Source organism: Neisseria sp. P0008.S010 (assembly GCF_051962715.1).
Taxonomy (GTDB): domain Bacteria; phylum Pseudomonadota; class Gammaproteobacteria; order Burkholderiales; family Neisseriaceae; genus Neisseria; species Neisseria elongata.
The window spans coordinates 21,141-35,003 of sequence record NZ_JBQCVA010000023.1 but is presented as its reverse complement, the minus strand read 5'-3'; the positions used below and the strand labels follow the sequence as shown (position 1 = coordinate 35,003).

Below are 13,863 nucleotides of genomic sequence, written 5' to 3'. Positions count from 1 at the left end.
CCTATTGCTTCTTTGGATTAGGTTTTCGTATTTCATTTGGAAATTGTAAATCTTCAGGATACTTTCGCAAGAGGTCTTATATCTGATGAATACTATACGCTTTACCCGTTGATTCACCCTCAATCTTTCTAAAAACTCATCGCCCGCTTCATTGAGCCTATCGGTGCCGTCCAAGATTTTTTGCGGCTTTCACGGCCTGCATCCCTCAAGCACGGACAACAAACATGAAACAAAAAAGACGGCGCGGCAAGGCCGCCCGTCCGATACGGTTGAGGCCGTCTAAAAACACCAAAACGGTTTTTCAGACGACCTTTTGATTATACGGCTGCCGCCGTGTCGTGCTCGAAATCCAACACGGCTTCTTCCTTCTCCGCATCCCAATCCAGCCGCACGAAACCGCCCTCGGCCAGCCGCCCGAACAGCAATTCGTCGGCCAGCGCGCGGCGCAGTTTGTCCTGAATCAGGCGGCGCATCGGGCGCGCGCCCATTTGCGGGTCGAAGCCTTTTTCGGCCAGATAGGCGCGCAGGGCGGGGGTGAACTCGGCCTCCACCTTTTTCGCCAAAAGCTGCTGTTCGAGTTGCAGCAGGAATTTATCGACGATGCGGGTGATGACCGTGCCGTCCAGCGGTGCGAAGGGGATGATTGCGTCCAAGCGGTTGCGGAATTCGGGCGTGAAGGTTTTGTTTACCGCCTGCATCTCGTCGCCGCGCTCGTGCCGTCCTGTAAAGCCGAAGCTCGGTCGGCTCAGGCTTTCCGCACCGGCATTGGTGGTCATAATCAGCACCACGTTGCGGAAGTCCGCGCTTTTGCCGTTATTGTCGGTCAGCCTGCCCGCGTCCATGACCTGCAGCAGGATGTTGAAGATGTCGGGGTGGGCTTTTTCGATTTCGTCCAAAAGTAAAACGCAGTGCGGCTGCTTATTGACCGCTTCGGTCAACAGGCCGCCTTGTTCAAAGCCGACGTAGCCCGGCGGTGCGCCGATGAGGCGGGAAACGGCGTGGCGTTCCATGTATTCGGACATGTCGAAACGTTGCAGCGGCACGCCCAATGAGAAGGCCAGCTGTCGGGCGACTTCGGTTTTACCCACGCCGGTGGGGCCGGAAAACAGGAAGCTGCCTATCGGCCGGTCGGGCGAACCCAAGCCCGAACGGGACATTTTTACCGCCGATGCGAGCGCGTCTATGGCTGCATCTTGGCCGAACACCATGTTTTTCAGGTCGCGCGCCAGGTATTTCAGCACTTGTTTGTCGTCGTGGGAAACGGTTTTTTCCGGAATGCGGGCGACTTTGGCGATAACGGCTTCGATTTGGGCTTTGCCGATGACTTTTTTCTGCTTGGACTTGGGCAGGATTTTCTGCGCCGCGCCGGCTTCGTCCACAATATCTATGGCTTTGTCGGGCAGGAAGCGTTCGTTGATGTAGCGGGCGGAGAGCTCGGCCGCAGCTTCGAGTGCGCCGTTGGTGTAGCGCACGTCGTGGAAGTTTTCAAACACGGGCTTCAGGCCGCGCAGGATTTCGACGGTTTCGGCCACGCTGGGTTCGGCGATGTCGATTTTTTGAAAACGGCGGCTCAGGGCATGGTCTTTGGCGAAGATGGTGCGGTGTTCGTCGTAAGTGGTCGCGCCGATACAGCGCAGCGCACCTTTGGCCAGCGCGGGTTTGAGCAGGTTGGACGCATCCATCGTGCCGCCGCTGGTGCTGCCCGCGCCGATAATGGTGTGGATTTCGTCGATAAAGAGTATCGCGCCGTCCACTTTTTCCAAGGCTTTGACCACGGCCTTCACACGCGCTTCGAAGTCACCGCGGTATTTTGTCCCCGCCAGCAGCGCGCCCATATCGAGCAGGAAGACGGTGTGCCCGGCCAGCACTTCGGGCACGTCGCCGCGGACGATTTGGTATGCCAGGCCTTCAGCCAGCGCGGTTTTGCCCACGCCCGCCTCGCCCACCAAAAGCGGATTGTTTTTGCGGCGGCGGCACAATACCTGTACCAGCCTCTCCATTTCGTTTTTGCGGCCGATTAACGGATCGATGCGTCCGGCCTGCGCCTCGGCATTGAGGTTGACGGTATATTTCGTCAGCGCATCGCCTCCGGCTACGGCATTTTCTTCCTCTCCGTTTTCAGACGGCCTCTCCGCACCGTCGTCTCCCGCGTCGCCATGCGCCAGATAACGCAGGATTTCGACGCGGCTGACGGATTGCAGTTGGAGGAAATAAACGGCCGGACAGTCTTTCTCGCTCATCAGCGCCACCAGCACGTCGACCGGCCGCACTTCGCGTTTTTCCACCGACTGCGCGTGAACAATCGCCCGCTGCATCACACGTTGAAAACCGAGTGTGGGCTGGGTTTCCACCTTGTCCATCAGATTGGGCGGCAGTGTGGGCGTGTTGTCCTGAATGCTGCTGACCAGCTGGCCGGACAGGACATCCAAGTCCACATGCAAGGCTTCCAGCACCTGCTGCACGTCGTCCGACTGCTCCATCAATGCCAGCAGGAGCTGTTCCAAAGTAATCAGCTCGAAACTGCGCGCGCGGGCATCGGCATAAAGTTCTTGCAAAATCCGTTCCATCGCATCCGAAATCATGAAACCTCCTCCAAAATACATTTCAACGGGAATCCGGCGTCTTCGGCGCGGTGGTGCACCTGCATCTGCTTGGTCTGCGCGATGTCGCGGGTGTAGACGCCGCACAAGCCCTTGCCTTCATGATGCACCAGCAGCATCACCGCCACCGCCCTGTCTTCGGGCAGCCGGAAAACTTCGGTTAAAACCTCCACCACAAAATCCATGGTGGTATAGTCGTCGTTGAGTAGGAAAACGCCGTATTTGCGCGGCGGGCGAAGTTGCAGCGCACTGCCGCCTTCGGCCTGTTGGTGTTGTGTTCCCATGATGTTCTTTTTTCTGTCGCGATTCGGAAGCCGCCTATATTTTGTCTGCTTAGGCGTTTTTCAATCTTTTCAGACGGCCTCTTTGCCTCATAAATAGGAATGGTTATACTTTATCACAAATCATCAGAGGCCGTCTGAAAAACACCCAAGCCATCCCGCTCCTTACACCCGCTTTTAATCTGCTAAAATCCCGCTTTTACAACCCGCCACGGCAGCCCGAAAAATTTTCCGGCTGCCGCAAGCCATTGTCCCTACGCCATGAACTACCCTATCCCCAAACCCCGTGAAAAATCCCGTTGGCTCAATCTGTCTCAAGGCTCGCTGCCCTTGGCTTTGGCGCGTTATCTGCCGCATAAGCAGCTCAAGGTTGTCTTGACCCAAGATGCGGAACAGGCGCTACGCCTTCAGACGGCCTGGCTGTTTTTCCGTCCGCACGATACGGCGGTGTTCCTGCCGGACTGGGAAACGCTGCCTTATGAGCGTTTTTCGCCGCATCAGGATTTGGTGTCGGAGCGGCTCTCTGCGTTGTGGCAGATTAAGAGCGGCGCGGCGGATGTGTTGTTCGTGCCGGTTGCCACGGCGATGCAGAAGCTGCCGCCCGTGCCGTTTCTGGCAGGCCGCACGTTTTGGCTGAAAACGGGGCAGACTTTGGATATAGGCCGTCTGAAAAGCGATTTGGTGGATGCGGGTTACAACCATGTTTCCCATGTTGTCGCGGCGGGCGAATTTGCCGTGCGCGGCGGGATTGTGGATTTGTTCCCGATGGGCAGCGAGATGCCTTACCGCATCGATTTGTTCGACGATGAAATCGACAGCATCAAAACCTTTGACACCGACACGCAGCGCACCATCTCCCCCGTTTCCGAAATCCGCCTGCTGCCGGCGCACGAGTTCCCCACTGACAGCGAAGCGCAAAAAATCTTCCGCAGCCGCTTCCGAGAGGAAGTCGATGGCAATCCGAACGATGCCGCCGTGTACAAAGCCGTCAGCAACGGCCACTTCGGCGCGGGCGTGGAATACTACCTGCCGCTGTTTTTTCAAAACGAGCTGGAAACGCTGTTTGATTACATCGGCGAAGATGCGCTGTTTGTCTCTTTGGGCGATGTTCACGCCGAGGCAAACCGCTTTTGGAGCGACGTCAAATCGCGTTACACCATGGCGCAGGGCGACGAAACCTATCCGCCTTTGCTTCCACAGCATTTGTATCTCTCTTCCGATGTATTCGCAGGCCGTCTAAAAAACTACGGACAAGTGCTGCCCGATGTTTCCGGCAAGGAACACACCCTGCCCGACCTTGCCGTCAACCGCCAATCCGACGAGCCGTTGCAGGCATTGAAGGATTTTCAGACGACCTTTGACGGTCGGATTCTGCTGTGCGCCGAAAGTCTGGGACGACGCGAAACCATGCTCGGCTTCTTGCAGCAAAACGGTTTGAAGGCCAAACCTGTGTCCGACTGGCAGGGCTTTTTATCGGCGCACGAGCCGCTGATGATTACGGTCGCGCCGTTGGCATACGGGTTCAAACTGGGCGGGCTGCAATCTCCAAACCAACAGCAACCCACTCCCGCCTCTGAGGGAGAAGGCAAAGCGGTTACCGACCAAACCGAATTTTCCGCATCCGCAACAAACCCTCTCCCTAACCCTCTCCCACAGGAGAGGGAACAAAGTGCCGCTGCCGTTTCAGACGACCTTAAAACCGAAAGCAGCCTGCATCCCGTCGAAAATAGCCTGCACAGGCAAATCCGACAGCAACCTGCCCCCTCCCCCGTTGGGGAGGGTTGGGGAGAAGGCAAAGCAGTTGCCGCTCAAACCGAATTTTCCACAGCCGCAACAAACCCTATCCCACAGGAGAGGGGACAAAGTGCCGCTGCCGTTTCAGACGACCTAAAAACCGAAAGCAGCCTGTACCCCATCGAAAATAGTCTGCACGGACAAGCCCGACAGCAATCTGCCTCCTCCCCTGTGGGGGAGGGTTGGGGAGAGGGTAAAGCAGTTGCCGCTCAAACCGAATTTTCCACAGCCGCAACAAACCCTCTCCCGCAGGAGAGGGAACAGAATGCGGCAGCCGTTTCAGACGGCCTGAAAACCAAAAGCAGCCTGCATCCCGTCGCAAATGATCTGCACGAACAAGCCCGACAGCAACCTGCCCCCTCCCCCGTGGGGGAGGGTTGGGGAGAGGGCAAAGCAGTTGCCGCTCAAGGTGCCATCGCCGTCATCACCGAATCCGAGCTCTACCAATACGTCGCCCGTTCGCGCGTCCATAACCGCCGTAAGAAACACGCCGCCGTTTCAGACGGCCTGTTGCGCGACCTTGCCGAAATCAATATCGGCGACCCCGTTGTTCACGAAGAACACGGCATCGGGCGGTATATGGGCTTGGTAACGATGGATTTGGGCGGCGAAACCAACGAAATGATGTTGCTCGAATACGCGGGCGAAGCGCAGCTTTATGTGCCTGTTTCGCAACTGCATTTAATCAGCCGCTACTCCGGTCAGGCGCATGAAAACGTCGCCTTGCACAAGCTCGGCAGCGGCGCATGGAACAAGGCGAAGCGCAAAGCCGCCGAAAAAGCGCGCGACACCGCCGCCGAGTTGCTCAACCTCTACGCCCAACGGGCCGCCCAATCGGGACACAAGTTTGAAATCAACGAGTTGGACTATCAGGCGTTTGCCGACGGCTTCGGCTACGAGGAAACCGAAGACCAGGCCGCCGCCATCGCCGCCGTGATTAAAGACCTGACGCTGGCGAAGCCGATGGACCGCCTTGTGTGCGGCGATGTCGGTTTCGGCAAAACCGAGGTCGCCCTGCGCGCCGCGTTTGTGGCGGTGATGGGCGGCAAACAGGTTGCCGTACTCGCCCCGACCACGCTTCTGGTGGAGCAGCACGCGCAAAATTTCGCCGACCGCTTCGCCGATTTCCCCGTGAAAGTCGCCAGCCTTTCGCGTTTCAACAACAGCAAAGCCACCAAAGCCGCGCTGGAAGGCATGGCGGACGGCACAGTCGATATCGTTATCGGTACGCACAAATTGGTGCAGGACGACATCAAATTCAAAAACTTAGGTTTAGTGATTATCGATGAAGAACACCGCTTCGGCGTGCGCCAAAAAGAGCAGCTCAAACGCCTGCGCGCCAATGTCGATATCCTCACCATGACCGCCACGCCGATTCCGCGCACCCTCAGCATGGCGCTCGAAGGCCTGCGCGACTTCTCGCTGATTACCACCGCGCCCAGCCGCCGCCTCGCCGTGAAAACGTTTGTCAAACCGTTCAGCGAAGGCAGCGTGCGTGAAGCCGTGTTGCGCGAACTCAAACGCGGCGGGCAGGTGTTTTTCCTGCACAATGAAGTGGATACCATCGAAAACATGCGCGAGCGGCTGGAAACCCTGCTGCCCGAAGCCCGCATCGGCGTGGCGCACGGACAACTGCGCGAGCGCGAGCTGGAACAAGTCATGCGCGACTTTTTGCAGCAAAGATTCAACGTGTTGCTCTGTTCCACCATCATCGAAACCGGCATCGACATCCCCAACGCCAACACCATCATCATCAATCGCGCCGACAAATTCGGACTGGCGCAACTGCACCAGCTTCGCGGGCGCGTCGGCCGCAGCCATCACCAAGCCTACGCCTACCTGCTCACGCCCGAATACATCACCAAAGACGCAGAAAAACGCCTCGATGCCATTGCGGCGGCAGACGAACTCGGCGCAGGTTTCACCCTCGCCATGCAGGATTTGGAAATCCGCGGCGCAGGCGAAATCCTCGGCGAAGGGCAATCCGGCGAAATGATACAGGTCGGCTTCACGCTCTACACCGAAATGCTCAAACAAGCCGTGCGCGACCTCAAAAAAGGCCGCCAGCCCGACCTCGACGCACCGCTGGGCATCACCACCGAAATCAAACTGCACAGCCCCGCCCTGCTGCCCGAAAGCTACTGCCCCGACATCCACGAACGGCTCGTCCTCTACAAACGCCTCGCCGTCTGCGAAACCGTGCAGCAAATCAACGCCATACACGAAGAACTCGTCGACCGCTTCGGCCTGCCTGAACAACCCGTCAAAACCCTCATCGCAAGCCACCACCTGCGGATCGCCGCAAAAGAATTGGGCATAGACGCCATCGACGCGACAAGCGAGGCCGTCACCATTACCTTCGGCAAACACCACCAAATCGACCCGACAGAAATCATCCTGCTGATTCAGAGCGATAGAAACTATCGGCTGGCAGGGGCGGATAAGTTGAAGTTTACGGCTCAGATGGAGGATGTGGAGGCGAGGATAAATATGGTGAAGAATGTGTTGCGAAGGTTGAAGGCGGGGAAGGTAGCCTGAAAACGAACGTAGTGAGTTTCTGCGAAGCTAAAAGGTGCAGGCTGCTTTTTAAAAAATTTTTAATAGTTTTATCGTAACCATTATCTGTGCTTGCAAGGCACATTCAGACAAAGGAAAGAAGCATGACATTTGCCGATTTGAAAAAATCCGACACGTCGGCGGAATTTATCCGCCGCAAATTTACAGCAGAAGAAATACAGGAATTGCTGCAACACAAACGGCTAAAAGGCATCGTGTTCCGCGATTGCCCGCTGGGTGATGACGATGTGGCCCAAATTGCCAAGCTGCCCCAATTGGTGAACCTGGCTTTGGAGAATACCGACATCAGCGATGTAGGACTGGCGGCACTGGCTGATGCGGGCAAGCTCATGTATTTGTGGATAACTCATGCCAAAATTGATGGAAGCGGGCTGGCAACATTTGTAGAGAAAGGGCACAAATTGCGCTGCCTACAGGTGGATCATACTATGTTTGACGATCAAGCATTGCAACTTGCCGCCCGAATGCCTAAATTGGATGGGCTGCATCTGACCCATACTCGAATCAGTGAAGCTGGATTGATGTCGGTTACAAGTAATCCGCGTTTGAGGATTATCGCCAAACAGTTTTCAGACGAAATATACGCCCGATTCGAGCAGCAACAACGCGAACGGGCTAAAAAGCAGAAAACACCCCCTGAACCGGCAGATGTAGCTGCTGCCCAAGCTGCGTTGCAGGCTTTTTTTGATGCTATGACGGAATGTGAAGTTAGTTTCGTCAACTTTGATGATGACTGGACAGAACGCACGATTGCCCTGTTCCAACAATACGGCAGTGAAAAATTACCAGAACGGCAAAGCAAGGAAGGCCGTTACCATACCAGTGGGCAGCCGGAAGGTACATATGGAAACCATGTTTTCATAGATCAGGAAAAACAGGGGCGCAAAATCTGGCTCTATACCCAAGATGATCGTGACTTCTACCGTTTTTTGATGGTTAATGAAAACGGAGAATGGAAACTGGAAAAAGCGCAACAAAAATTGGAGGGCAAATGGGCGCGGAATTGGGTGTAAGGCTAACGGCAGATGTAGATAGCTATGTAGCAAGCCGTAGGTCGGATACTCGTATCCGATAAAACCTTTATACTGAAAATGTCGGATTCAAGTATCGGCCTACCGTTTCCACTTTACCATCAATCAATGGAGCAGTTGCAGAAAAATCTGCCATAACAATACCATTGCTGCAAACAGCAATACGGGATATGCCGCCAACCAAACAGTCAGCAGCACGGCTGTCTTTATACGCGGTTTGGGTGTACGCAGCCAATAACGTACTGCTGTCACGGCCTGCCACAGCCATGTCAGCAGCACGCTCGGCACCAGCACCAATACCGCCAGAAAATCCACCCCCGCTTCATCGGGCGAAACATATGGGACGAAATCTTTAGCTTCAAAATACACCAGAACAACGATAATACTTAATTGAACCAATACGGGCGGCAGAATTTGACGGATAAAAAATGCTTTCATTGCACACGCATTTCTCAAAAATGCTCTATTTCCGGCGTACCGATTCGGCCAGATCCGTTTCCCTATCTGTATGTCTGTATATTTCAGACTGCTGGAAAATCCAAACAATACGGAATGGAAATACACTGTCTCACGATCTGATTAATGAAAGGTAATGTCGTCTTCATTATCCTGAAACAGGAATTGCGCAATGAACCGGTAGAAATCTTCACGCGGTTTCCAGTTGTTTTTCAACAGCACGCGTCCTTGCGGTGTCTTAATGCGGGCATGGATAAACGCGCCTGGCGATTCGATGTGCGAGAATTTGGATTGGATGTCGCGAATTTCCCGATAAACTACAATGTGTTCTTTAAACAGGGTTTTCAGGATAAAACCTTGTTCGTACAGCGTGAGTCGTGTCTTGATCTGCCCTGCCACATAAATACCATACCAAGCGGTAAACAACATATTGAATAAGCCTATAACATTAGCAGAGCCCCCTGCAGCGCGGATATCTGCGCCTATGCCCATGTTCCAAATAAATAACAACAACAGGTAAATAATGGTAGCAAAGAACGTCCATGTGAGTGTATGACGGAAAGTGGCAAGCTCCCTGCCCAGTTTTCGGTGACGCATAATGTGTTCCCTTAATGTATTATTAAAGGAATGGATTGTAACATCATACACCCTTTATGCATATGTTTTTTAAAAGTTAATATTTTAAATAATTAGATTTAGATACAGATCCCATCTGATAAAAGGCAGCATACGGGTTTTGCTGTGTTTCAGGCCGTCTGAAAATTTGTTTTCAGACGGCCTTTCGCCTACAAAATATCGCAGGTGCCGTCCACTTCGCAGTTGGCGCGACGGTAAAGGCGGATAAGGCGTTCGGTGGACGCGTCGTGCGGCTGCGGCGGGATTTCGCCCGTCAGTTCGGCCAGAATGGTTTTGGCCAACTGTTTGCCCAGTTCCACGCCCCATTGGTCGAAGCTGTTGATGCCCCATACCACGCCCTGCACGAAAACTTTGTGTTCGTATAAGGCAATCAGGCTGCCCATGTTGCGCGGGTCGATTTTGTCGAGCAGCAGGATGTTGGTCGGGCGGTTGCCGCTGAATGTTTTGTGCGGCACGAGTTTTTCGATTTTTTCGCCGTCCATGCCCTGCGCTTGCAATTCCGCGCGTACTTCTTTCGCCGTTTTGCCGCGCATAAAGGCTTCGGCTTGGGCGAAAACGTTGGACAACAGGATTTCGTGATAGCCGGGCAGGTTGCTGCGTTTTTCCAGGCTGGCAATCAGGTCTATGGGGGTAATGTGGGTGCCTTGGTGCAGCAGTTGGAAGAAGGCGTGCTGGCCGTTGATGCCGGTTTCGCCCCAGATGATGGGTCCGGTATCCGTACCGACGGGGGTGCCGTCGCAGGCGGTCTGTTTACCGTTGCTTTCCATGTCGAGCTGCTGAATGAATCTGGGCAGGTGGTGCAGGTGTTGGTCGTAAGGGGCGATGACGTGGCTGCCTTCGCCGAAATAGTTGATGTACCAAATGCCTATCATGCCGAGCAGGACGGGCATGTTTTGTTCGAAGGGTGCGTTGATGAAGTGCTGATCCATCAGGTGCGCGCCTTCGAGCATTTCGATGAAGTTTTCTTCGCCCAGGTAAATCATGATGGACAGGCCGATGGCCGACCACAGGCTGTAACGGCCGCCCACCCAATTCCAAAACTCAAACATATTGGCCGTGTCTATGCCGAAGGCGGATACGGCTTCTTTGTTGGTGGAAACGGCAACGAAGTGTTTGGCGATATCTTCTTCGCGTCCGGTTCGCAAGAACCAGTCGCGGGCGGTATGGGCGTTGGTCAGGGTTTCCTGAGTGGTGAAGGTTTTGGATGCGATGATAAACAGGGTGGTTTCAGGGCGGACTTGTTCCAAAACGTCGCGCAGTTGCGTGCCGTCCACGTTGGAAACGAAATGCATGTTCAGACGCGGGTGGCCGTAGGTTTGCAGGGCGGTGCACATCATCAGCGGGCCTTGGTCGGAACCGCCGATGCCGATATTGACGATGTCGGTGATGGCTTGCCCGGTATAGCCCGTCCAATCGCCGTTGCGGACGGCACGGGCAAACTGCCCCATATGCCGGAGTACCGAATTGACTTTGGGCATGACGTTTTCGCCGTCCACATAAATCGGCGTGTCGGCGCGGTTGCGCAGGGCGATGTGCAGGGCGGCGCGGTTTTCGGTGTTGTTGATTTTCTCTCCGGCAAACATGGCGCGCATTTTTTCCGGCAAACCGCTTTCGCGTGCCAACTCGAACAGGCCGTTCAAGGTTTGGTCGGTGATGCGGTTTTTGGCGTAGTCGAGTGTCAGGCCGCCGACTTCGAGCCAGTAGCGGCAGGCGCGGTCGGGGTCTTGGGCGAAAAGGTCGCGCATGTGCACGCTTTTCATTTCTTCATAATGCGGCCATAGTTGCCGCCATGCGGGCAGTTCGGACAGGTGTTTCATGATGTTCCTTGATTGTGGGCGGTTCGGGTGTTTTCAGACGGCCTGTGCCGTTTATTCTTTGGTTTTGGTTTCGACATGCCGCCTGCGCAGGCTGCGTTTGCCTTTTTCCAGTTGCAAGCTGGCGGTTTCGCCCAGCCGCAGTGCGAGGCCGATGGCCAAAATGTCGATAACGGCCAGTTGCAGCAGGCGGGAAACCATGGGGGTGTATTGGCCGCTGTCTTCGTGCGAAAACACGTTTAACACGCAGTCGGCCAGATGTGCCAGCGGCGAGCCCATGCGCGTGATGGCGATGACGGCGGCACCGTTTTCCTTGGCCGTGCTGACCGCGTCGAGCAATTCGATGGACGCGCCGGAATTGGACACCACCACCACCACGTCCTGATCGCTCAGCACAGATGCCGCCATCAGTTGGATGTGCGGGTCGGAATAGGCCACGGTGGACATGCCGAAGCGGAAGAATTTGTGCTGCGCGTCCTGCGCCACAATGCCGGAATTGCCCACGCCGTAAAACTCGATGCGGCGGGCATGGGTCAGCATGGCGATGGCGTTTTCCAGTTCGGCTTCGTGCAGGAAGCGGCGCGCGCCCAGCAAGGCGGCGGCGGTATTGCCCAACACTTTTTCCATCACGCCGCCCATGTCGTCGTCGGCATTCAATTCTTCATGTACAAACGGCATCCCTTCACTGCCCAATCCGGCCGATAGGGCAAGTTTGAATTCCGGCAGGCCTTTATAGCCCAGCGTGCGGCAGAAACGGATGACGGTGGGCTGGCTGACGGTGGCGCGTTCGGCAATTTCGGCCACGGCGGCATGGACGAACCATTTCGGCTCGGCCAAGGCGCATTCGGCCACTTTGCGTTCCGCACCCGACAAGTCGTTCAAGGCTTCGCTGATTTTATCCAACATGTTTTTCTCCTTATTTTGCTTTTTTTTGATTTTCAGACGGCCTCCCATCATGCGGGGAGGCCGTCTGAAAACGCCGTTTACCGTTTCCTTACGACCCGAGTTTGCCCGCCAAAGCCACCGCCGCGCCGGTGATGCCGGGGAATTCGGCCTGCACGATGTAAACGGGGATTTCGGCCAAATAGGCGGAAAAACGGCCTTTGTCTTCAAACCGGCGGCGGAAGGGCGAGGTTTTGAAATACGGGATGAAACGCGGGACGATGCCGCCGCACAGATACACGCCGCCGCGCGCGCCCAGAGTCAGGGCCAAATCGGCCGCCGCCGTACCCAGCGCGGCACAGAAAATATCCAACGCGCGACCGCACAGCGGCGAATCGCCGCGCAAGGCGGAGGCGGTGATTTCGGCGGCGGTTTGCGGCCTGCCGCCCGTTTCCTGCCTCAGGGCTTCGTGTATCAGTTCCAAACCCATGCCGCTGATCAGGCGTTCCGCCGACACATGGCCGAATTTTTTCCGCGCATAACGCCACACTTCGGCTTCTTCCTCATTGCCCGGCGCAAAGCTGACATGGCCGCCCTCCCCCGCCAGCGGGATATAACCGCCGCGCCCGTCGGGAATCAGCCCGCTGACACCCAGCCCCGTACCCGCGCCCAAAACCGCTTTGGGCGCATCTTTTGCCGCCGCGCCGCCGCCGACCTGTATCAGATGGTCGTCGGACAGCAGGGTAACGGCCAAAGCCTGCGCGGTAAAGTCGTTCATCAGCAGCAGGGTATCCAGGCCCAAGGCGCGGCGGGTGTCGCGGATGGAAAAATTCCAATGGTGGTTGGTCATCTGCACATGGTCGCCGGTAACGGGGTTGGCAATCGCCACCGCCGCGTGCTTCACCTCGGGTTTGCCGATGCGGACAAGGTACTCCGCCACCGCATCGACGATGCCCGCATAATCTTTGCATGCCAGCACTTGCACCTGTTCGAAATGCTGCGGCGCGGTTTCCAGTGCGAAACGCGCGTTCGTGCCGCCGATGTCGGCAATCAGGCGCGGCCAGAGGCCGTCTGAAAAATCAGTCCGCATAATACACTCCGCATTCTCCGGCCATCTGCAACACTTTGCCGACGGGATAGGTTTCGGGTTCGCCGATTGCGCGTTCGTAAACCACTTTTTTCTCCGCCCCGCCTATGGCCAGGTAGAGGTGCGGCACGCGGGCGATTTCCGCGGCCGTCAGGCTGATGCGGCCGTGAGGCGCGGTAACAGGCTCGGTGTACATCAAAGGCTGCGCGCAGTCGGGCGACATGGCCGCGGCCAACTGCGGCGACTGCGGAAACAGCGAGGCGGTATGGCCGTCCGCACCCATGCCCAACACCAGCACGTCGGGGCGGCGGTAATGCGCGGATGCCGCGCGTACTGTGCGTTCGGGCTGCAAATCGGTCGCATCGTCTTCAATCAGGGGAATCCACCGTGCGGCGGCGGCGCGGTTTTGCAGCAGGTTTTGCCGCACCAGCGCGGTATTGCTGTCGGCGTGGCCGGTCGGGACGACGCGCTCGTCCGCCAGTGTAACGCCCACCTTGCCCCAGTCCAAATCCGATTGAGACAGGGCGTGGAAAAAGGCAACGGGCGAACGTCCGCCCGACACGGCCAATACCGCCTCGCCGCGTTGTCCGAGCGTTCGGCGCAAATCCTGCGCCACCGCTTCCGCCAAGGCCCGGGCGGCCTGCTGCGCGGAAGGGAAGGAATGGAATCGTATGGTCATGGGTGTTCCTTGTGCGACGGCTCAGG

Annotated in this window: 10 protein-coding genes; 2 read left to right on the top strand and 8 right to left on the bottom strand. The window is 56.3% G+C overall.

The window, feature by feature from the left end; genetic code table 11:
- Positions 1 to 317 precede the first annotated feature (317 nt).
- Positions 318 to 2,582 (bottom strand): ATP-dependent Clp protease ATP-binding subunit ClpA, encoded by a 2,265-nt coding sequence (clpA, locus tag ACTHSL_RS07400; RefSeq protein WP_440380921.1) that lies wholly within the window; start codon positions 2,580 to 2,582, stop codon positions 318 to 320.
- A complete protein-coding gene (gene clpS, locus ACTHSL_RS07395; protein WP_003770903.1) occupies positions 2,579 to 2,884 on the bottom strand; it encodes an ATP-dependent Clp protease adapter ClpS in 306 nt (101 codons plus the stop codon). Before clpS ends, clpA begins: the two co-directional genes overlap by 4 nt.
- Before the next feature lie 258 nt (positions 2,885 to 3,142).
- On the opposite strand from clpS, the gene mfd reads away from it, so the two are divergent.
- Both mfd and ACTHSL_RS07385 read left to right on the top strand, forming a co-directional pair.
- Complete coding sequence (gene mfd / locus ACTHSL_RS07390; protein ID WP_440380920.1) at positions 3,143 to 7,213, top strand: transcription-repair coupling factor; 4,071 nt, start codon at positions 3,143 to 3,145, stop codon at positions 7,211 to 7,213.
- 122 nt (positions 7,214 to 7,335) lie between these two features.
- Positions 7,336 to 8,265, top strand: coding sequence for an NTF2 fold immunity protein (locus tag ACTHSL_RS07385; protein ID WP_440380919.1), 930 nt, complete (start codon positions 7,336 to 7,338; stop codon positions 8,263 to 8,265).
- Between the two features lie 123 nt (positions 8,266 to 8,388).
- Here ACTHSL_RS07385 and ACTHSL_RS07380 read toward each other — a convergent pair whose 3' ends face one another.
- From ACTHSL_RS07380 to pgl, 6 genes are all read right to left on the bottom strand, one after another.
- A complete protein-coding gene (locus tag ACTHSL_RS07380; protein ID WP_440380918.1) occupies positions 8,389 to 8,721 on the bottom strand; it encodes a hypothetical protein in 333 nt (110 codons plus the stop codon).
- A gap of 141 nt (positions 8,722 to 8,862) precedes the next feature.
- Positions 8,863 to 9,336 carry a DUF6585 family protein gene (locus ACTHSL_RS07375; RefSeq protein ID WP_107993984.1) on the bottom strand — a complete coding sequence of 158 codons (474 nt, stop codon included), beginning with the start codon at positions 9,334 to 9,336 and terminating at the stop codon, positions 8,863 to 8,865.
- Positions 9,337 to 9,524: 188 nt separating this feature from the next.
- The gene (gene pgi, locus ACTHSL_RS07370) at positions 9,525 to 11,192 is read right to left on the bottom strand and encodes a glucose-6-phosphate isomerase (RefSeq protein WP_440380917.1); all 1,668 of its coding nucleotides are present in this window, start codon (positions 11,190 to 11,192) and stop codon (positions 9,525 to 9,527) included.
- Between the two features lie 51 nt (positions 11,193 to 11,243).
- Positions 11,244 to 12,095, bottom strand: a complete 852-nt coding sequence (locus ACTHSL_RS07365) for an SIS domain-containing protein (protein WP_440380916.1) — start codon at positions 12,093 to 12,095, stop codon at positions 11,244 to 11,246.
- 88 nt (positions 12,096 to 12,183) lie between these two features.
- Positions 12,184 to 13,161 (bottom strand): glucokinase, encoded by a 978-nt coding sequence (locus ACTHSL_RS07360; protein ID WP_440380915.1) that lies wholly within the window; start codon positions 13,159 to 13,161, stop codon positions 12,184 to 12,186.
- A complete protein-coding gene (gene pgl / locus ACTHSL_RS07355) occupies positions 13,151 to 13,837 on the bottom strand; it encodes a 6-phosphogluconolactonase (protein WP_440380914.1) in 687 nt (228 codons plus the stop codon). Before pgl ends, ACTHSL_RS07360 begins: the two co-directional genes overlap by 11 nt.
- Positions 13,838 to 13,863 lie beyond the last annotated feature (26 nt).

What these genes read in the sequence shown, in the direction of transcription:
- clpA (WP_440380921.1), bottom strand. Translation starts at nt 2,582, where the DNA reads ATGATTTCGGATGCGATGGAACGGATTTTGCAAGAACTTTATGCCGAT.
- clpS (WP_003770903.1), bottom strand. Translation starts at nt 2,884, where the DNA reads ATGGGAACACAACACCAACAGGCCGAAGGCGGCAGTGCGCTGCAACTT.
- mfd (WP_440380920.1), top strand. Translation starts at nt 3,143, where the DNA reads ATGAACTACCCTATCCCCAAACCCCGTGAAAAATCCCGTTGGCTCAAT.
- ACTHSL_RS07385 (WP_440380919.1), top strand. Translation starts at nt 7,336, where the DNA reads ATGACATTTGCCGATTTGAAAAAATCCGACACGTCGGCGGAATTTATC.
- ACTHSL_RS07380 (WP_440380918.1), bottom strand. Translation starts at nt 8,721, where the DNA reads ATGAAAGCATTTTTTATCCGTCAAATTCTGCCGCCCGTATTGGTTCAA.
- ACTHSL_RS07375 (WP_107993984.1), bottom strand. Translation starts at nt 9,336, where the DNA reads ATGCGTCACCGAAAACTGGGCAGGGAGCTTGCCACTTTCCGTCATACA.
- pgi (WP_440380917.1), bottom strand. Translation starts at nt 11,192, where the DNA reads ATGAAACACCTGTCCGAACTGCCCGCATGGCGGCAACTATGGCCGCAT.
- ACTHSL_RS07365 (WP_440380916.1), bottom strand. Translation starts at nt 12,095, where the DNA reads ATGTTGGATAAAATCAGCGAAGCCTTGAACGACTTGTCGGGTGCGGAA.
- ACTHSL_RS07360 (WP_440380915.1), bottom strand. Translation starts at nt 13,161, where the DNA reads ATGCGGACTGATTTTTCAGACGGCCTCTGGCCGCGCCTGATTGCCGAC.
- pgl (WP_440380914.1), bottom strand. Translation starts at nt 13,837, where the DNA reads ATGACCATACGATTCCATTCCTTCCCTTCCGCGCAGCAGGCCGCCCGG.